We start from the raw sequence: 18,592 nt of genomic DNA, 5'->3' as shown, positions 1-18,592 counted from the left end.
TGGTTGCGGGAGCAGGATTCGAACCTACGACCTTCGGGTTATGAGCCCGACGAGCTACCAGACTGCTCCATCCCGCGTCAGAGGCTGCGAATAATACGGATGACCCCTTATGCTGTCAAGCCTAACATTTTGTTTTTTAGGTATTTTTCCCGCAACGACCAGGAATTTACAGAAAAGTTGCATCATCGTCTGGCGTGTATGGAATACAGGTGGTACGTTATCTGAACAAAAAATAACAACAATAAAAATCGAGCATATGAGTTCGCATCCGACCAATACTTTGACGACGGCGGCTTTGCAGCCATTGTTGCGTTTGTTGGAAAGCAAAGGTTTCTCCGGCATGGATTTGCTGTCACCAGGCCAGGAGGCCAGAACCGAGCATGTTTCCAGTCAGCGCATGTCCATCAGCCAGTTCGACCGGCTGCTGGAACAGGCCAGCAAACTGCTTAACGAACCTGCCATCGGCCTTGCTGCCGGACAGCACCTCGACCTGCCCAGCTTTTACCTGCTGGGATTCCTGCTGAGCAGTTGCCAGACCGGCCGGGAAGCTCTGACCATTCTGCGCCGCTATTATTCGCTGATCAGTGATACCCGCTCACCCGATCTCTTTGTCGGTCATGAAAGCATTAAGGTGTTGTACTACGTTGCCGATGGCAGCGCCTTTGGCAGCCATGCCCGCAGCGAGTTTATTGCGGCCAGCATTCATACCGCAGGGAAAGCCTTCGGTGGCAGCTATTACCAGGTTCAGGGCGTTGGCTTCCGCTTTCCGGCACCTTCCTACCGTGACCGGCTGGAACAGTTCTTTGGTATACCGATTCAGTACAATCAGCCGCACAACTGGATCTCGTTTTCCGGCAAACTGCTGGATAAACCACTGGCTCAGGCCAACCCTGAACTGTTCAATGCCCTTCGCCGCCAGGCAGAACTATCGACGACCCGCTTCAGCCAACTACAGGCTTTCAGCCGCAAGGTGATGCATATCCTGTATCAGTGGCCGGACTCCATTCCGATCACCAAAGAGGCGGTCGCCGATCTGTTGAGTACCAGCAGCCGTACCCTGACCCGTCGCCTGCAGGAAGAAAACTGCCAGTTCTCTTCCCTGCTGCGTGATGTAAGGCTTGAGAAGGCCAAGCAGGCTCTGGAACGCGGTCATACCGATGTGCAGCAACTGGCCATTGAGCTGGGATTTTCTGACCGTAGGGGGTTTGAGCGGGCGTTCAAACAATGGACAGGCGAAACTCCGGCCGCCTACCGGCGTAATTGCCGTTCACGTCAGGAAACAGTGGAAGATATGGCTGAGGCAGACTGACTCAGACAATAAAAAAGCGGCCAGTAGCCGCTTTTTTTATTGCTAGGTGCTGTGCTGTACTACCAATCACTGGCAGACAGGGCAGCACGGACGGTACGCATTTTTTCAGACTCTTCCAGTGCAATCAGATTTTCAAACAATTGCCGGGAGTCGTTATTAGTTGCCTCACTGAGCATCTGCCGGTACAGGCCGATCAGATAATCATCGATTTTCAATGCAACCCTGGTTAACTCATCCACCGAAATATCCGGATGCAGATCGCGGCAGCCTTTCAGAGCATCGCTGATTGAACCTGGTTCAAACTGGTGCCACTCCGTCAGAACTTTCTGGCTGACATGTTCCTGCATACTGACCATCGATTTGGCCAGAGTATCCTCATGAGCAGCCAGCAGCTGCAGCATCATATCGACCCTCTCGCGCTGCGTCTGATCCCGCAATTGCTGGTACAGATTACGCGCATGCTCGTGTAAGCGACGGCCGTATTCAAGTACATCTTTGACCGTGGAGTAACTCATATCTCTGCTTCCTGTTCAAAGGCTCTGGCTCAACGTTCAAGCTTCAAAAACCCCTGTGGCCCTCCGGCACTATCACCTGAAGGCATAAAACACAGTGGATAGTTAAAGCATAGCGTCCGTAGCGGCATACGCCATTGCGCAGGATCAAGCAGAGCAGCCAGCGCAGGCTTTATTCGTCGTCATCACCGGATTCTGCAAACTGATCAGCCAGCTGCTGACGGAAAGGACGCACAGCGGATTTATCCTGCTCGCTGACATTTTCCACCGCACGCATCATCATCAGCGAAGCGCCCATCATTTGCTCCATCATCATTTTCTGCTCAGCAGGCATACCTTCAGACTGACGGATCTGTTCGAGCTGGGCTTCCAGTTGTGACAGGCTGACTTGCTCGTTTTCCATTTCCAGCGCCATATAGCCCATGGTTACACGACGCGAAATTTCAGCCCAGTGTTCGATATTCTTATAACCGCCAGCCTTTACCTGCTTGCTGAAGTCGTCGTACAAACCAGCGGCTTTCAGTTGCTCAATCCCTTTATTGAACATCGCATCAATGCTGGATTCACCGGCAGTGAAGTCTTCTTCCGGCAGCTGATCTTCATGCTGGTCCAGCCAGTTTTCGAGTGCTGGCATGGCTTCCATCCAATGTTTTACATCTTTTTCTGTCAGATCAGCGGCCATTGCCAGTGGTGCCAACAAGCTGAACAACAGCGTCATAACGATGCGCATGAGTATCTCCCTGAGAGTGTTTATTAAAACGTTATTAATGATAAGTCGGTTACGTTAGTCGAGATTGACCTGCGCGGCAATAAATCTCAACCTCAACCGCTTCATCAAAATCACCAATGACGGGAAGTGTCGAACTGACCATGGAATGCAGGCAATCCAGCTCAACAAAGTCCGGCGCAACAAAACGACTTTCGGCCAGAATCCAGTCTGGAATACTCAGCATCAGCTGTTTAAGGTCGGCACTGGAGCTGATGTCATACAGCACATCGCTGGCCAGCAGCAGATCAACCTGCGGCCACTCCCCTTTTACCGGCCAAACCTTTACCCCATTCAGCGCGGCATTTTCGGCTGCGGCCTGCAGTGCATGATCATCCAGATCGGCAACCCAGACCTCAGCAGCTCCGGCCTTTGCTGCAGCAATCCCCACCAGCGCTGAGCCACAGCCAAAATCCAGTACCTTCTTTCCGGCAACAGCATCAGGGTTAGCAACAATCCATTGCGCCAGTGCCCGCCCGCCTGCCCAGGCAAAGGCCCAGTATGGCAGACGCTGCCAGAAAGCTCCGATGGCCTGCGTATCCAGAGTTAATTCACTGTCCGGCAGGCTGAGCAGCCACAGCGTTAACTGCTCCTGTATGAGTTTTTCCGTAACAAGCTGCGCCCCAGGCAGTATTAATGCCTGCTGCAGCTGTTTTAGCGGTGCATGGTTGATTGACATAAAGAACTCAGAACTCGCCGGTTTAAATTATTAATATGCACAAAAGCAGACCAGAGAACGCTTACAGCCAGTGTTTTTTAAAAGCTATCACTTTTTCCAGATAACGCCGGGATTCGGCTTTCGGGTGTTTGTGCACAATAGTGCGGTACACCTCCTCGGCCGACATTGAATTAATGCGCTGAACAGCTTTTTTGCGGTCAGGGTGAAATGCTTTAAGCAGGTTTCCTGCACCGCCGTTATAAGCAGCAATCATGCAATACTCCCGCTTTTGCCATCCCTGAATATCACGCAGATAAACATCCCGCAGAATCGATAAATACGCACTGCCAGCGTCAATATTATTCGCCGGATTTAACAGGTAGCTGCGTGTCGGCCGGTCATCACGGCCATAAATACGCTGATAGACATCACGCCCCGCAGTGTTCTGCATCACCTGCATCAGGCCATAGGCGCCGGAGTGTGAAACGGCAAAAGGGTTAAAACTGCTTTCTGTTTCAATCACCGCCAGAATTAGTGCCGGCGACAATTTATAGCGAGTTGCAGCCCGCTCCACCTGTGGTCGGTAGCCTTCCGCACTACGTTGCTTATGGCTGCGCACCATGGCGACGTCCACCCAATAGCGTGCGCCTTTATGTTGTACTTTATGCTCGGTCAGGTACTGCGCGAAACGCTCTGCCCGCCAGGGGTATTCAATACTTTTGCCGTCCTGATCAAGCACCTGCCCGGCCAGAAAAGGTTTGCCGGTAATACCCATATCGGCAGCCGTGTACAGATCCACGGCAGAAGGATCCGCCGGAGTCAGCAGCGTAGCCACCAATGCCTGGCGGATTGCCGTTAACGGCGTTTTACTGCGCTCACTTTCTACACGGATACGCCCGGCTGCAAAGTCGATATGAACCCGGGTGTGGTAATCATCCAGATATTTCACCATCGCATGGGCCGATGCTTCTTCGAAGTCCTGTCCCCAGACCTGATTGGCTTTTTCCGAAAAGAAGGCGTATTCAAGAATCACCGCCTGCACATCATCAGAGAGTTCAGCAAAGTTATCCGGCAAGCGTCCGTCGTCTGCCACCGTCGGCAGACAAAAAGAACACAGCGGCAAACAAAGACAAAACAGTGGCAGTCTTAACAGGCGGGAATAAGAAGAGAAAAGCGGGAAGAGATTTAAAGTCACAAAATACACGGGCAGCAAAGATTGCTGCCCAGTGTAATCGCCATACCGCTGAATGTCAGCGCACAGCCTCGCGGCGGATAGCATTCGGCGAAAAGTCGTCGGCATCCAGCTCCTGGCTGAAATCGATAGTGGCGCCACGTTCGTTATCCAGCCCCTCAGCGTAATAACGGCCGCTCTCAAGATCGTAGGTTACTTCCAGAGTCGGATAAACCAGCTGAACATCATAGTAGTTAATGGTGTGTGCTTCGGTAACCTGCCACAACTTGCCTTCTTCATCGTACTCTTCGGCGTAGATAATCGACCATGAGTCTTCATCCACGTAGTAGCGACGGGTTGAGTAACGATGGCTGTAACCAAGACGCAACTTCGCTTCAACCACCCACACGCGATGCGCTTCGTAACGCAACAGTGACGGGTTAATGTGATGATCCTGCAAAATATCATCAATTTTCAGCGTGCCCTGATGAACCTTGTAAGCGTTGTACGGAATATAGATTTCACGCTTACCTTTCAGCTCCCAGTCATAGTAATCCGGTGCGCCGTTAAACATATCAACCTGGTCGACGGTACGGATGGAGTTGGTGTTGGAGTCAGCTGTGTCATACGCCAGATCAGGAGTGCGGCGCAGACGACGCTGGCCCGGCACATAAATCCAGGATTTACGTGGTGAACGAACCTGATCCAGCGTTTCATGCACCAGCGTAATGCCACCGGCAAGCTGTGCCGGTGCCAGTGTTTTACGCTTCAGGAAGAAAATTTTGTTATCCAGATCGGTAGGTTCTGCACCCGGAATGCTGTACTGAATAAAGTATTCGTATTCACGTAATGCATCAATGCGCTGTCCGCCCTGAGTTACCGATGATGCAACAGCGGTATAGGCCATAGAGTGACCGCGGAAGCGCAAGGTATGGTTCCACAGCACTTCCAGACCGTTCTCGGGCACCGGGAACGGGGAAGACATCGTCGCACCGGTAACACCAGCGCCGTATTTCATCAGTTCAGCACGACTGGCGTTGGTCTTAATCGCCTGATAAACGTAGTCAGGATAAGACGCGGAGCGATGAGTCGGATAAACCTCAAAGTAGAGATCAGGAAAACGCTGCAGCAGTGCGACCTGGCCATCAGTCAGACGCGAACGGTGCTCTGCGATATTAGCGGAAGTGATACGGAAGCGTGGTTTGTCGGCAGCAAAAGGATCGGCATGAAATGCGCCGGGTTTATGCGTTTTATCGAGAGGAAGACCACCTTTCCAGGCAGGAATATCTTTACCATTACCCAGTTTGTCGGCACCAACCGGCGTCAGGTCTTTCCCAAGGCGGGCAATATCTTCCGGCGCAACGGCAGCAATGGCCGGTAAAACAGAGCACATCAATGCAGCAAACAAAAACCGTCGTTTCATCACATCACCATTGAGCCATATTCAGGGGGCGTGCAGGCTACTGATTGGTGATTCTATGATCAACCACGTGTTACAAAATCACTACAAAACTCTGTCTGCCGCGGTAGGGGCGCAAAAAGTCCCTCCGCGGCCGATGAGCACTACATGCAGTCAAACAAATGCTGGCGCCATTCCCATACCCCATAGGATAACGGTCACCGCCATACATCCGACCAGCGCACAAAGCCCTACAGTGAGCATCGAGCTGGCAAAAATGAATCCGCGCTCTTCCGGGATATCCATAAAAATGGGAACCCCCGAATACAGCAGGTAAACGCTGTAACAAACCGCAGCCAGCACGACCATGACATCCAGCCAGAGAATCGGTAACAGACCAATAAAACCAGACAAGAACATAGGTGTGGAGGTAAAGATGGTAAAAATCAGACAGCGCTCATAGCTGGCACTGACACCAAAGGTCCGCTCCATCCAGAACATTGCGTAAGCCACCATCGCCACGCCGAACAGCAGAGCAAAATAGAAAGCAACAGCCATAGGAAGAGCGCTTTCAGCACTGAGTTTTACCACATCACCGCCGGCGATACTCCAGCCATATTGTGTGGTACCGATATACAGCGATACTGGCGGAATCAGTGCCAGAAATATCAGGTTACGGACAAACACTTCCAGAATGGAACCGGCCCGCTCCCGACGAATTTCATCCCACTCACGACGTGGATGGTACAGCAGTCCGAACATATGATTTGCAAACATAGTGCTCACCTCTTTGTGTGACTACGTTACAAGGATTATGCGCTCTGAACAGACAAAGCAAGCTGGCACCGTTTTATGCAATAAGCTTGTCTAAAAACCCGCGCCTTCAGCATCAGCAGCAATAAAGGAACGCAAAATGGCTCATTCGGCCTTATCCCACCGCCATCATACGTGGGAACGTTTGTCGCAAATTTTGCTCCAGCTGCACTGCTAATACCGGCAGGCTCAGGTGATGCTGACTGGCCAGAATTGCTGCCAGCAGTGGAATACTGGCCGGACTGTTGTTATCAGGCCCCCAGAACGCCGGCTTCATATCCGGACTATCGGTTTCCAGCAACCAGCAATCCAACGGCAGAGAAGCCACTGTACGCCGTAACTTATGTGCCCGCGGATGACTCATTGCCCCGCCAATCCCCAGACGAAAACCCAGCTTACGCCAGGCTCTGCCCTGCTGTTCACTGCCACTGAAGGCGTGCACCATTCCACCGCAGGGGAACTGTTGCTGACGCAGATAAGATACTGCTTCATCATGTGCTCCGCGGATATGCAGAACCAATGGCAGCTGATATTTTTTTGCCAGCATCACTTGCGCCCGGAACCAGAACCACTGCTCTTCGCGCTGTGTCGCATCCGTCGCCAGCACCCAGTCGAGTCCGGTTTCTCCCAATGCCACAAGTTTCTGACCAGAAAGCTGATCCTGCAGGGTTTGCTCAAGCCAGTTCAGGTCATCCTGCTGATGCTGAGCGATAAAGTACGGATGCAATCCAAGAGCATAATAGAATGGCCGCTGACGACAGAACACCGCCAGCTGTTCACACTGAGAACGCTGTACGCCGGGAACCAATAAACCACGAACCCCCAGACGCTGAGCCAGCGCCCATTGTTCGTCACGCTCGTCATCCAGACAGGCAAAATCAAAGTGGCAATGACTGTCGAACCAGCCCGATACTGTGTCATGCATTAATGTCATTTATTGGAATGCCACATTAAAAACAAAAATTTCATTCCACTCATGGAGTATCTGCCGCTAGTCTGCTATCAATAATCGAGGTTTAGTTGCGGAACTGCCCATGGAACTGGCTTCACAAGAACTGCGTGAGCGCATTGTTCGCCCAACCCTGCACTATCTCGGCAAGCATTGCCATGCCTCCGAGAATATTCTGGTCGCCATTGCTCAATGGCAGCAACAACATCCTCAGGGACGCACCGAAGGTATCTACCCGATTGACGCCGGACTGCACCAGAAGGTATGGAACCAGCACCTTGCGTTCGATCCTGAGCTGGCCAGTAAAATCCGCGGCCTGGCCTCACAGCGTGAATTCCTCAATAACCCGCACATTGAGCTGATTACCAATCTGGCCTATGCCACGGCTATTGCCTGGGCAGTGTATCTGGCCTTTCCACAGGTAAAGCACGCGACAACAGCCTGCACATCAGGCAATTCCAAACCGTCCCCTTGCCCACTGACTAAAAGCACGGCACCGCTGTCCGGAGTCAGCGCAGGTTAAGCTTAGGCTTCAGCGCCTTCCACAACGCCTGATAATTACGTGCCAGCGGCACCGCTGGCTGCTGCTCTACAATCGGGCTGCGCAACTCCAGCATACGTTCAGCACTGGCAGAAAAGGCCACAAAAGTGCGCAACACTTCCGGATAATTCTGCAGCTCGGTATTCACCCAGCGCAGATGTGCCGGCTTACGCCGGTCAATCATGGTAACAAAGGGCAGCCACTGGGATTTTTTCGCCCAGTCAAACTGGGATTTGATCTGGTCGTAGGCACGAATCGATAACACCGAAGGCTCAACCGGAATCAGGATGCGGTCCACTGCCCGCAAGACCCCCTCCATCTGCGGCGTAATCATCGGCGGGCAATCGATAATAATCAGGCCATAGTCTTCGGCCAGACGACCGAGCGCTTCCGCCATCCGTTGCCGGGCTTCTTTTTTACCGCTCAGACTCTGATGAAATTTGCGCAGCGAACTATCGGCCGACAGTACATCCAGGCGCGGCACCGTGCTGGGCTGAATGTAGCGGCTGATGGGCTCATCACTGCTCCATAAGCCATCCTGTTTATGGCCCTTATCGATTCCCAGAATCCAGCTGGCTGCCCCCTGCGGATCGAGATCCCACAGCAGGGTTGGAATCTTGTCCCGCGCTGCCAGCGCCGCCAGATTCACTGCAGTAGTCGTTTTACCAACCCCGCCCTTCAGCTGATAAACAGCCATTGCCCGCATGATTAACTCCTTGTTAAAAATCCTGCCGCCCTGAGCGGTCAGTCAAAACTGACGTTACAGCCGCCCAGTCCACAATAGCCATTGGGATTTTTGGCCAGATACTGCTGGTGATAGCCTTCGGCCAGATAAAATGGCACATCAACCAGAATTTCGCTGGTGATATCCCCCATGCCGGAGGCATATAAGCGCTGCTGATAGTGCTCCCGGCTGGCCTCAGCCCGTGCCAGATCGGCGGCCTGCGACAGATAAATGCCGGAGCGGTACTGGGTGCCGATATCGTTGCCCTGACGCATGCCCTGAGTCGGATCATGACTTTCCCAGAACACCGCCAGCAGTTGCTCCAGCGTCAGCTGCTGCTCATCAAACCAAACCCGCACCAGCTCATTGTGGCCGGTCATGCCACTGCAGACTTCCTCATAGGTCGGATGCTGCGTATGCCCGGCGCCATAGCCGACTGCCGTTGAATAAACACCGGGCAATGACCAGAACTTGCGCTCAGCCCCCCAGAAACAACCCATGCCCAGCAGAATCTCACTGACTCCGGCCGGACGTTCACCGGCGATAAGGTTACCGTTCACATAATGCTGCTGCGGCACCTGATACAACGGTTCAGCCCTGCCCGGCAGTGCCTGATCGGCTGTGGGGATAGACATCAGTTTTGGACGCCACATAATGCACCTCATTTCTCTGCGCTGATATGGCCTATTATGACCCGAAACGCATCCGATTATTCGCTCAAATTTCTGGGTACCGGCAGCGGCGGCCAACCCGACATGGGCTGCTCCGCCGCGGTACTGGAACTTAACCAGCAACCGATACTGCTGATTGACTGTGGTTACGGCACTTTAAGTGCTTACCAGAAACACTATAAACGCCTGCCGCAAGCGATCTTTATCACCCATGGCCATCTTGATCATATCGCCGATCTGGAGATTCTGACGGTTCAGGCACGCCTGCAGGAGCACCCTCCCATACGTTTATATGTGCCGCTTAATCTGATTACCTTACTGCATCAGCGGCTGGCAACCTACCCGGGCGCCATGGCCGAAGGCGGGCACAACTTCTGGCAGTCGTTTCAGTTGCTGCCGGTGACCGATGCTTTTATTCATCAGGATCTGACCTTCCGGCTGCACGCCACACGCCATCACCAGCCCGGTTTCAGCTACGCCCTGCATTTGCCCGGCGTATTGTTTTACAGTGGCGACACCCGCCCAATACCGGAAATACTTTGCCATGAGCTGAGCGGTCAGGAGCGGATCTTCCATGACTGCGGCCTTCAGCCCAATCCTTCCCATACCGGTCTGGACGATCTGGCGCGCGAATATCCGCCCGCACTGCGTCAGCGCTTCGTGCTTTATCACTATGCCAATGAACAGGCCGCCGCGACGCTGGAGCAGGCTGGCTATCAGGTCGCCCGCCCCGGCGACAGCATCAGCCTTGGTACGGGAAGCAACCCATGAATACCAGCTCACAGCCACACCACAAAGAGCAGGACGAACAGCAGCTGAATCAGGCCATCAGTGCCATGCTCGACGATGCCCGCGTCAGCGCACAGTCACTGCCACAATGCCCGCAAATCAGCCTCTGGCTGGTTGAACCGGAGAGCATGCGCCGGGCGTTCAGTCAGGAAGAAATCCTGCGTATTCAGACCTACCCCGCTTACTGGGCCTTCTGCTGGGCCAGCGGTCAGGTGCTGGCGCGGGAGATTCTTGCCAACCCGCACTGGGTCGCCGGTAAAAAGGTGATGGACTTCGGTGCCGGTTCCGGTGTGGTCGCCATTGCCTGCGTATTAGCCGGCGCGCGCGAAGTCATCGCCTGCGATATCGACCCTGATGCACTGTTATCCTGCGCCGCCAATGCGCGGCTGAATAACGTCGGTTATCGCCTGCATCCGGACTTATTCGCCTTTGACGAAGACCTCGACCTGCTGATTGCCGCTGATGTGCTGTACGACCGCGCCAACCTGCCATTACTGGAAGTGTTTCGCCAGAAGGCGCGGCAAGTCATCGTCGCCGACTCACGCGTTAGGGATTTTCATTTTCCGCCTTATGTGGCCACCGGTCGCAGTGAATCCTTCACCGTACCTGACCTCGACGAACTGGATGAATTCCGCTGGGTAAATCTGTACCGGGCATAAAAAAGGCCGCGATTGCGGCCTTTTCTGTACCTCAGTATGCCGAATCAGGAAACCAGAGGAACGTTAGTCAGGGTACGCTTACCTTGACCAGGTTTAACTTCCATCTTCTTCTGTACCGACGCGGTATAGGTTTCGCTGGTGATGGTATCCACATAAATCCACTCACAGCTGGATTTCGCCGGAGTAAATTCCACAAGCATATAACCGCGCTGAGCTGCATTGAAGTACTTCAAATCGTCGACCAGGGTCGTGACCGCAGCTTCAAACTGAGCCTGCTTAACGGCGTCGGTACCAAAACCAACATAGGTTTCAAAACCCGGCGAAGTGACCGAGGAAGTAGCAAACTCAACCCCAACGGAACCCGCTGCATGCTGCACCTCTCCGCTGTCATTGGCGGTATACAAATCACTGGCCCAGGCATTGTGGGAATCACCCGCCAGTACCACCAGATTCTTATTAAAATACTGCGCACGACGAAGAATTTGTTCACGGGCCGGGAAATAGCCATCCCAGGCATCCAGATTGTAAGGTGCTGGTTTTACAAAAACCGCGTTATCAGGATCTGTTCCTTTCAAGTTATACAATTCGATCAGTTTTGCTTCAATTTTTCCCTGTTGCGCCAACAAAGCTTGTTGCTGTGCCTCAGTGCTAATACCAGCTTCCAGCATTTCGGTTAACTCTCCCAGCAAAGCCAGTAGTGTTTGCGGAATGGTAATTCGCCCCATCAGCACCTGCTGGCCCAGCACCTGCCAGGTGGCGTTATTGTTAAATATTGAGCCGATAGCAAACTGCTGCTGTTCACTGCCCAGCAAGCCGCGACTCTGTTCACCTAAAGCGGCGGCAAAAGCATCGGCATCGATATCCGTGGTGCCCGGAACAAGATAATTTTTATAATCAAGCGGCTTATCGCGGGCATACATTCGTGTATCCAGCATGGTCAGGTTGACCAGATTACCGAATTCAAAAGCACGCCAGATTTTGGCGGTATCGCTGCCGCTGCGGATCGGCAGCCACTCGTGGTACGCCTGAATAGCTGCGGCACGACGTTCTTCAAAAGAGCCTTCGTCTTCATCGTGGTTTTCAGCGCCACCTTTCCAGGTATCGTTGGCCAGTTCATGGTCATCCCAGACACAGATAAACGGCTTTTTCTGATGTGCCAGCTGCAGCGCGGTATCGGTACGATATTTGGCGTAACGGGCGCGGTAATGGGTCAGGGTCAGGGTTTCAACCAGCGGGTCAGGGTCACGAACCTGAGCGGCAGCAGGTGGATACTCATTAGCACCGTACTCATAGATATAGTCACCCAGATGCACCACAACATCGGCATCGCTGTTAGCAATTTCGTTGTATACGTTGAAGTAACCGGCGGGCAGGTTGGCGCAGGAGCACACCGCCAGTTTCACACTATCCACACTGCCGACTGGCAGAGTGCGGGTCTGACCAACCGGAGTGACAGCGCCGTCTTTACCGGCGAACTGGTAGTAGTACAGCGTATCGGCATTCAGGCCGGTAACATCGACTTTCACGGTGAAGTCGCGGCGGCTGTCGGTGTAAACGGAACCACTGGCCACCACGTTGCTCATGGCTTCGTCGGTTGCCACGACCCAACCTACCTGAGCTTCAGCGCCAGTGTCGGATGGGGTTACACGGGTCCAGATGATCACGGCATCAGCCAGAGGATCACCAGAGGCCACGCCATGACCAAATACAAACACGGTCAGGTCACGTTTATCGTCGTCATCGTCACCAAAACAGCCGGTTAATGCGGCAGGAACGGAAACTGCGCCGGCACCGGCGGCAACAGACTTTAAAAAACTACGGCGGCTCAGATCAGCTCGGTTAGACATTAGGGCACCTTGTATTGTCGTATTTTATTGTGGGCATAGGACTACATTTCTGAGTCAGAAGTATTACAAGGGCAATGTCTTTTCCAGCGCAAAATACGGTTTGGCTCAATAAAGCACTGCGCTGTCCGCTTAGGTGAATACATTTGGTACATATGAACCACTTAAAGCGAAACAGATTCACAATCCGATGTTCCCCTGCTCCGCGGTAGCTCTGAACGGCCCGATCCAGTAAACTCCTGCTCCTTTATTTTCAGTCATGGTCCAGTGCGGATGCTCGATAAAAACGCCCTCTCGCAATTACAGTCGTTGAAGCAGGAAATCCAGTTGAGCACGCCCCACTTTGAGGGCCGGGTACGCTCTACCGGTGGCCGCTTTGGTTTCGTCAATACCGACGATGGCCAACAGTTTTTTCTCGCCCCGGATGAAATGGATAAAGTCCTGCCCGGCGACCGTATTGAATTCCGGGTTGAACCCGCGGGCGAAGGCAAAGAACAGGCAATTATTGAAAAACTGCTGAGCACCGAGCTGAACGAATTCTTCGGCAAATACATTGTGCGGGGTAAAGGTCACTTCGTGGAGGCTGATCACCCTACTCTTAATCGCTGGATTTTTGTGCCGCCGGCCAAGCGCATGAATGCCAGTGATGGTGATCTGGTAAAGGCTCATATCAGCCAGCATCCATTCCCGAAAGGTAAAGCTCAGGCAGATATCGATACCATTATCGGTAAGCCAACCGACGCCCATATTGAGCAAACCTTTATCAAGGCTAAGTGGCAGTTGCCTACTGAGTTTGACGATGCCGTCAGCACTCAGGTCGCCGAGCTGACCGCTAAAGGGCTGGACGATATTCTGAGCGAGCGCACAGACCTGACTCATCTGCCCTTTGTTACTATCGACTCGGCAGGCACCCGCGATATTGATGATGCACTCTATGCCGAAGCCCGCAGTCAGGGCTGGGCTCTGTGGATTGCCATTGCTGATCCGGCGGCGTTAATTCAGCCCGGTACAGCGCTCGATCATGCAGCCCTGCAGCGCGCGACCTCGGTGTATTTCCCCGACCAGGTTGTACCTATGCTGCCAGCGGAATTATCTGAACAGCTCTGTTCGCTGCAGGCTGACCAGTTGCGTCCGGCCATGGCGGTTGAACTGCGCATCGGTGAAGCCGGTGAGATCGAACAGATTCATATCTATAACGCCACCATACGCAGCCGCGCCAAACTCAGTTACAACCAGGTTGCACAATTAATTGATGGCGAAAGCAGTGATATTCCGGCCGAACTGCATGGTCATCTGGTGCACCTGGATAACTGCGCCCGCGCACTGGCCGCCTTCCGTAAGAACCACTGTCTGGTGATGGAAGACCGCCCGGACTTTAAGCTCATCACCGATGAGCAAGGCAAGGTTAAAGACATTGTGCGTATCGAGCGCAATCAGGCCCATCGTCTGGTAGAAGAATGCATGCTGGCCTGTAACCGTGCGGTTGCCGGTTGGCTGGCAGAAAAAGGCAGTGGCTTCTTTATTGAACACGCCGGTGTCCGTACCGAACGCCAGGGTGAAGTGGCTGCGTTATTAAAAGAACATCTGCCACTGGAGAAAAAACCCAGCCTCAACAGTCTGGAAGACTATGTCAGCCTGATGCAACAGGCGGATGCCAGCAACAGCGACTTACCATTGCGTATGATTATCAGTCGCCAGCTGGAGCGCAGTAATTTATCGCTGGATGCCAAGCCGCATATGGGTCTGGGCTTTGCGTACTACACCACCTTTACTTCGCCGTTGCGCAAGTACAACGACCTGCTGATTCACCGCATTGTAAAAGCCTTGCTGACAGACAGCAGCGTGCAACTGCCGGATGAAAGCATTCTGCTTAATATCCAGAATGCGCAAAGCAATGCCCGTATGGCCGCCAATCAGGCGGAAACCTGGCTGAAACTGCTCTGGCTTGCACAACAGGATAAAGAACAGCTGTACGACGCCAGCATTGTGCATATGAACTCAACCGGCTTCACCGTACGACTGGACAATACCGGTATCGAAGGAACAATCGACCGTCGTAAGGCTGGTAACGGCTGGACATTCGAAACCAAAACCCTGACACACCGCAACGAAGAACAACGCTTTATCCTTGGCCAGTCAGTACGGGTAAAACTGACGGACGTACAACCTCAGGCTCGTATCGCCCGCTTTGTACTGGCATAGAAACAGTTAATATCTGCAACAGATAATAAAAAAGGGAGCTAAGCTCCCTTTTTTATTAATCGTTAATCACTGTAATGGATTAATCGATTTTCCAGGTACGAACAACGGCAAAACCGTGCAGCTCAATCCATTCGTCCAATTGACGTGGATTACGCTTAATTTTTTCGACTTTTTCCTGGGTAGCCGGATTACGGTAAGTACCTACCGGCAGCTTTGGTTTTGGCAGAGAAGATTCTTTCTCGGTTTTAACGGCTTTTGGTCCGCGTGGTGCAGTACGGGCAAAATGCTTTTTCAGATTGTTATAAATTGACGAAGGGTTGTCCTGCTTAGCCATACCAACCAGCCAGGCTTCAATCTGCTCTGAGCGGGAAACGTACAGTTCTTCTTCCGTCAGACGATTCTGATTACACAGACGTTTAATGGTAACGTCGAACTCTTTCAGGCCTTCCAGCTTATGTTCCTGATCTTTACGCAGTTGCTCCAGCTCCTGAATTTTTTGCTGGTGCTGTTTAATCTGCTTATCAATATCAATGTCAAATACGCTCACTGCTTAACCTCTGTGTGTTAACGGCATAGTAATACGACTGATATCTGTAAATAGGATATCAATACTAAGAATAGGGTATTCACGCGGACTATTACGGCAGACGCCGTACAGTTCGGAGATATTACGTTCCGCCGTGATTATAGCGGTGCCGCCATATATTAAACAATCAATAAAACTCAACATATAAATGACAACAGACTGTTTTATAAACACATACGAATAACGCAGGAACTTATCGGTTAAAGCACCAATAAATTGCACGACCTTGTCATGAGACAATGGAATCTATGAATAAGCGCAGGGCCTCTTGTGCAATCAAATGATAAACATTATCATCTTTTCTGTTTACTCCTTCCCGCCGGATCAGCATGACATCGCAAACTCTTGATCAGCTCAGCGTTGGTACCCAGGCCCGTATCATCGGATTTACCGCCACCGAAGCCAACTTCCGCCGTAAACTGCTGGCCCTCGGGTTGATGCCGGGTGCTCAGATTGAAGTACGGCGCTTCGCTCCGTTAGGTGATCCGATGCAGATTCAGCTGCGCGGCGCCTCTGTCAGCCTGCGTAAGCAGGAAGCCTCCATTATTCAGGTAGAAGTCATCGTATGAACCGAGCTGTTATTGGTGTCATCGGCAATCCGAACTGCGGTAAAACCACCCTTTTCAACGCCCTGACCGGTGCCAAACAAAAAGTGGGCAACTGGCCTGGCGTAACCGTTGAGCGTAAAGAAGGCAATCTGGTATTGCGCGGTGTCAGCCATAAACTGGTAGACCTGCCCGGCACCTACGCCCTCGACAGCCACGACGATGAACTGTCGACCGATGAAAAAATTGCCCGCGAATTTGCCTTAAGCGGCGAAGCCCAGCTGATCATTAATATCCTTGATGCCAGCAATCTTGAGCGTAATCTGTTCTTAACCTCACAGCTGCTGGATATGGGCGTACCGGTTATCTGTGCCGTTAATATGCTCGATGTTGCCGAGCGCGAAGGTATTCATGTTGACACTCAGCTGCTGTCACAGCAGCTCGGTGTGCCGGTGGTGCCTATTGTTGCCTCTACCGGGCGCGGTATCGAAGAGTTGTGCCGCATCCTGGCTCATCATCTGGAACATGCCACCGTTGCCACGCCACTGCTGCGTCTGGATAGCGACTTTGAGCAGGCAGTTAACCAGCTGAAAGAGCAGCTGCAGGAAGCCGTGGCCAACCCGTTCTGGAGCGCTACCCGCGTACTGGAAAACGACATCTACGCCAGCGAAGTGCTGCCGGTCGAACGCCGCACTGCCGTTCTGGCATTAGCCCAGCAACTGCGTCAGTCGCTGGAGACACAGCATGGTCAGCCGATTGACGTATTAATGGCCAACAGCCGTTACCGCTCGATTCAGCATATTCTGCAGCAGTCACTGACGGTCAATACCAAAGGCCGGACACTGAGTGAACGCATCGACGACTGGGTACTGAACCGCTGGCTGGGTATACCGTTCTTCTTTGGCGTGATGTACCTGATGTTCACCTTCGCCATTAACATTGGCGGTGCCTTTATTGATTTCTTTGATATCGCCTTTGCCACGGTGTTTGTTGACGGCACACATTATCTGCTGGATGGCATCGGTGCCCCGCAATGGCTGGCAACCCTGCTGGCCGATGGTCTTGGTGGTGGTATTCAGCTGGTTGCTACCTTTATCCCTGTAATCGGCGGTCTGTACCTGTTTTTATCGGTGATCGAAGATTCAGGCTATATGGCCCGCGCGGCCTTTGTGATGGATCGCCTGATGCGCGCCGTCGGCCTGCCGGGTAAATCTTTTGTGCCGCTGATTGTCGGTTTCGGCTGTAACGTACCGGCGGTGATGGCCGCACGCACCATGGATACCCATAAAGACCGTCTGCTCACCATTGCCATGGCGCCTTTTATGTCCTGTGGTGCGCGCCTGTCGGTGTACGCCCTGTTTGCCGCCGCGTTCTTTACTGAAAACGGTGCCTTTATGGTGTTCAGCCTTTACGTGCTGGGCATTGTGATGGCCCTGCTGACCGGTATTGCGCTGAAGAACACGCTGTTCAAACCGGATCTGACGCCCTTCGTTATGGAGCTGCCGGCTTACCATATTCCAACGGTCAAAGGCATCCTGATCAAAACCTGGGAGCGGCTGAAATCCTTCTGCCTGCGCGCCGGTAAAACCATTATTACCGTGGTAGTGGTACTGAGCTTCCTTAACTCACTGGGCAGTGACGGTTCCTTCGGTAACCAGAATAAAGAAAACTCAGTGCTGTCGAAAATTGCTCATGTGATTACCCCAGTCTTTAAACCGCTGGGCGTACAGGAAGATAACTGGGCTGCCACCGTCGGTATTATCACTGGCATCTTCGCCAAAGAGGCTGTCGTGGGCACGCTGGATGCGTTGTACAGCCCGGAGACCAGCGCCGACAGTGAATACTCGCTCAGCGCCGGCTTGCTCGAAGCACTGCAGACCATCCCGGATAATATTGCCGGCCTCGCCGATAACCTGCTTGATCCGCTCGGCCTGAGCCTGATCAGCGCCGACCAGGGTGAAGAACAGGGGGTACATACCACCACCTTCTCGACCATGGATGCGCTGTTTGGCAGCCAGCTGGCCGCTTTCTCCTATCTGGTATTTGTACTGCTCTATACCCCTTGTGTTGCGACCCTTGGCGCGATGGTCCGGGAAGCCGGTTTACGCTGGATGCTGTTTGTCGCCGGCTGGAGCACCGGGCTGGCCTATACCACCGCAGTGATTGTGTATCAGCTTGGCAGCCTCCCTCAGCACCCGCTCAGCTCTGTGCTGTGGGTAGGTGGCAGTATTGCCTTTATCGCTCTGAGTCTGTGGCAGATGCGCCGCTACGGCCAGCAGCACAGCGCCCGTCTGATACCTCTTACCCCCGTCTGATTTACAGATCATGTGCTGCGGTGACTGAGCTCACCGCAGACAGACCTTTTTTGACAAAAGTTCCCCTTCAACTAAGAAACAAGTTCTAGGCACTTCGCCATGCCTGCGTTAGAATGCGCGCGCTTTTTTTCGAGGAGTT

At 52.9% G+C, this 18,592-nt stretch carries 18 protein-coding genes and 1 tRNA gene; 7 read left to right on the top strand and 12 right to left on the bottom strand.

Annotation, left to right across the window (positions count from 1 at the left end):
* Positions 1-77, bottom strand: a tRNA-Met gene (locus LGT44_RS10245).
* A 179-nt stretch (positions 78-256) separates the two neighbouring features.
* Here LGT44_RS10245 and LGT44_RS10240 point away from each other — a divergent pair.
* Complete coding sequence (locus LGT44_RS10240) at positions 257-1,309, top strand: AraC family transcriptional regulator (RefSeq protein WP_186435995.1); 1,053 nt, start codon at positions 257-259, stop codon at positions 1,307-1,309.
* Positions 1,310-1,368: 59 nt separating this feature from the next.
* On the opposite strand, the gene LGT44_RS10235 is transcribed toward LGT44_RS10240, so the two are convergent.
* The 7 genes from LGT44_RS10235 to LGT44_RS10205 form a co-directional block, all read right to left on the bottom strand.
* Positions 1,369-1,824: a ferritin family protein gene (locus LGT44_RS10235; RefSeq protein WP_145470077.1), complete on the bottom strand. Its 456-nt coding sequence runs from the start codon at positions 1,822-1,824 to the stop codon at positions 1,369-1,371.
* A 169-nt stretch (positions 1,825-1,993) separates the two neighbouring features.
* Positions 1,994-2,551, bottom strand: a complete 558-nt coding sequence (locus LGT44_RS10230) for a hypothetical protein (RefSeq protein WP_225690894.1) — start codon at positions 2,549-2,551, stop codon at positions 1,994-1,996.
* A 49-nt stretch (positions 2,552-2,600) separates the two neighbouring features.
* A complete protein-coding gene (locus LGT44_RS10225) occupies positions 2,601-3,266 on the bottom strand; it encodes a class I SAM-dependent methyltransferase (protein ID WP_230330459.1) in 666 nt (221 codons plus the stop codon).
* A 61-nt stretch (positions 3,267-3,327) separates the two neighbouring features.
* Entirely contained in the window at positions 3,328-4,320 is a 993-nt protein-coding gene (locus LGT44_RS10220; RefSeq protein ID WP_230333588.1) for a murein transglycosylase domain-containing protein, read from the bottom strand.
* Between the two features lie 175 nt (positions 4,321-4,495).
* Entirely contained in the window at positions 4,496-5,839 is a 1,344-nt protein-coding gene (locus LGT44_RS10215; RefSeq protein WP_225690897.1) for a DUF1329 domain-containing protein, read from the bottom strand.
* Between the two features lie 150 nt (positions 5,840-5,989).
* A complete protein-coding gene (locus tag LGT44_RS10210) occupies positions 5,990-6,592 on the bottom strand; it encodes a Yip1 family protein (protein ID WP_145470073.1) in 603 nt (200 codons plus the stop codon).
* Positions 6,593-6,743: 151 nt separating this feature from the next.
* Positions 6,744-7,562 (bottom strand): TatD family hydrolase, encoded by an 819-nt coding sequence (locus LGT44_RS10205; RefSeq protein ID WP_230330457.1) that lies wholly within the window; start codon positions 7,560-7,562, stop codon positions 6,744-6,746.
* Positions 7,563-7,662: 100 nt separating this feature from the next.
* Between LGT44_RS10205 and LGT44_RS10200 the strand changes: the two genes are divergently transcribed.
* Positions 7,663-8,100, top strand: coding sequence for a hypothetical protein (locus LGT44_RS10200; protein WP_230330456.1), 438 nt, complete (start codon positions 7,663-7,665; stop codon positions 8,098-8,100).
* Here the strand turns inward: LGT44_RS10200 and LGT44_RS10195 are convergent.
* Positions 8,087-8,824 carry a ParA family protein gene (locus LGT44_RS10195; RefSeq protein ID WP_230330455.1) on the bottom strand — a complete coding sequence of 246 codons (738 nt, stop codon included), beginning with the start codon at positions 8,822-8,824 and terminating at the stop codon, positions 8,087-8,089. The genes LGT44_RS10200 and LGT44_RS10195 overlap by 14 nt on opposite strands.
* 38 nt (positions 8,825-8,862) lie before the next feature.
* On the bottom strand, positions 8,863-9,477 hold the full coding sequence (gene msrA, locus LGT44_RS10190; protein ID WP_230333587.1) for a peptide-methionine (S)-S-oxide reductase MsrA: 615 nt from the start codon (positions 9,475-9,477) through the stop codon (positions 8,863-8,865).
* A 54-nt stretch (positions 9,478-9,531) separates the two neighbouring features.
* Between msrA and LGT44_RS10185 the strand changes: the two genes are divergently transcribed.
* Together LGT44_RS10185 and LGT44_RS10180 are read left to right on the top strand one after the other, a co-directional pair.
* Positions 9,532-10,284 (top strand): MBL fold metallo-hydrolase, encoded by a 753-nt coding sequence (locus LGT44_RS10185; RefSeq protein WP_230330453.1) that lies wholly within the window; start codon positions 9,532-9,534, stop codon positions 10,282-10,284.
* Complete coding sequence (locus LGT44_RS10180) at positions 10,281-10,961, top strand: class I SAM-dependent methyltransferase (protein WP_230330452.1); 681 nt, start codon at positions 10,281-10,283, stop codon at positions 10,959-10,961. Before LGT44_RS10185 ends, LGT44_RS10180 begins: the two co-directional genes overlap by 4 nt.
* 44 nt (positions 10,962-11,005) lie before the next feature.
* Here LGT44_RS10180 and LGT44_RS10175 read toward each other — a convergent pair whose 3' ends face one another.
* Positions 11,006-12,808 (bottom strand): alkaline phosphatase D family protein, encoded by a 1,803-nt coding sequence (locus tag LGT44_RS10175; RefSeq protein WP_230330451.1) that lies wholly within the window; start codon positions 12,806-12,808, stop codon positions 11,006-11,008.
* Between the two features lie 270 nt (positions 12,809-13,078).
* Here LGT44_RS10175 and LGT44_RS10170 point away from each other — a divergent pair, with 270 nt between their 5' ends.
* The gene (locus LGT44_RS10170; protein ID WP_225690903.1) at positions 13,079-15,007 is read left to right on the top strand and encodes a VacB/RNase II family 3'-5' exoribonuclease; all 1,929 of its coding nucleotides are present in this window, start codon (positions 13,079-13,081) and stop codon (positions 15,005-15,007) included.
* Between the two features lie 79 nt (positions 15,008-15,086).
* On the opposite strand, the gene LGT44_RS10165 is transcribed toward LGT44_RS10170, so the two are convergent.
* Positions 15,087-15,554: a hypothetical protein gene (locus LGT44_RS10165; RefSeq protein WP_145470064.1), complete on the bottom strand. Its 468-nt coding sequence runs from the start codon at positions 15,552-15,554 to the stop codon at positions 15,087-15,089.
* A 368-nt stretch (positions 15,555-15,922) separates the two neighbouring features.
* Here LGT44_RS10165 and LGT44_RS10160 point away from each other — a divergent pair, with 368 nt between their 5' ends.
* Positions 15,923-16,162 carry a FeoA family protein gene (locus LGT44_RS10160; protein ID WP_145470063.1) on the top strand — a complete coding sequence of 80 codons (240 nt, stop codon included), beginning with the start codon at positions 15,923-15,925 and terminating at the stop codon, positions 16,160-16,162.
* A complete protein-coding gene (feoB, locus tag LGT44_RS10155) occupies positions 16,159-18,453 on the top strand; it encodes a Fe(2+) transporter permease subunit FeoB (RefSeq protein WP_230330449.1) in 2,295 nt (764 codons plus the stop codon). Before LGT44_RS10160 ends, feoB begins: the two co-directional genes overlap by 4 nt.
* Positions 18,454-18,592 lie beyond the last annotated feature (139 nt).

It is taken from the genome of Thalassolituus alkanivorans, from assembly GCF_020447205.1.
Classification (GTDB): domain Bacteria; phylum Pseudomonadota; class Gammaproteobacteria; order Pseudomonadales; family Oceanobacteraceae; genus Venatoribacter; species Venatoribacter alkanivorans.
Note: the sequence above shows the minus strand (reverse complement) of the source record. Positions and strands in the feature narration are given on the sequence as shown.

Bases quoted from the DNA above. Each gene is read 5' to 3' on its own strand.
- LGT44_RS10160 (WP_145470063.1), top strand. From the start codon at position 15,923: ATGACATCGCAAACTCTTGATCAGCTCAGCGTTGGTACCCAGGCCCGT.
- LGT44_RS10170 (WP_225690903.1), top strand. From the start codon at position 13,079: ATGCTCGATAAAAACGCCCTCTCGCAATTACAGTCGTTGAAGCAGGAA.
- LGT44_RS10230 (WP_225690894.1), bottom strand. From the start codon at position 2,551: ATGCGCATCGTTATGACGCTGTTGTTCAGCTTGTTGGCACCACTGGCA.
- LGT44_RS10180 (WP_230330452.1), top strand. From the start codon at position 10,281: ATGAATACCAGCTCACAGCCACACCACAAAGAGCAGGACGAACAGCAG.
- LGT44_RS10175 (WP_230330451.1), bottom strand. From the start codon at position 12,808: ATGTCTAACCGAGCTGATCTGAGCCGCCGTAGTTTTTTAAAGTCTGTT.
- LGT44_RS10240 (WP_186435995.1), top strand. From the start codon at position 257: ATGAGTTCGCATCCGACCAATACTTTGACGACGGCGGCTTTGCAGCCA.
- LGT44_RS10205 (WP_230330457.1), bottom strand. From the start codon at position 7,562: ATGACATTAATGCATGACACAGTATCGGGCTGGTTCGACAGTCATTGC.
- LGT44_RS10215 (WP_225690897.1), bottom strand. From the start codon at position 5,839: ATGAAACGACGGTTTTTGTTTGCTGCATTGATGTGCTCTGTTTTACCG.
- feoB (WP_230330449.1), top strand. From the start codon at position 16,159: ATGAACCGAGCTGTTATTGGTGTCATCGGCAATCCGAACTGCGGTAAA.
- msrA (WP_230333587.1), bottom strand. From the start codon at position 9,477: ATGTCTATCCCCACAGCCGATCAGGCACTGCCGGGCAGGGCTGAACCG.
- LGT44_RS10195 (WP_230330455.1), bottom strand. From the start codon at position 8,824: ATGCGGGCAATGGCTGTTTATCAGCTGAAGGGCGGGGTTGGTAAAACG.
- LGT44_RS10185 (WP_230330453.1), top strand. From the start codon at position 9,532: ATGACCCGAAACGCATCCGATTATTCGCTCAAATTTCTGGGTACCGGC.
- LGT44_RS10200 (WP_230330456.1), top strand. From the start codon at position 7,663: ATGGAACTGGCTTCACAAGAACTGCGTGAGCGCATTGTTCGCCCAACC.
- LGT44_RS10210 (WP_145470073.1), bottom strand. From the start codon at position 6,592: ATGTTTGCAAATCATATGTTCGGACTGCTGTACCATCCACGTCGTGAG.
- LGT44_RS10225 (WP_230330459.1), bottom strand. From the start codon at position 3,266: ATGTCAATCAACCATGCACCGCTAAAACAGCTGCAGCAGGCATTAATA.
- LGT44_RS10235 (WP_145470077.1), bottom strand. From the start codon at position 1,824: ATGAGTTACTCCACGGTCAAAGATGTACTTGAATACGGCCGTCGCTTA.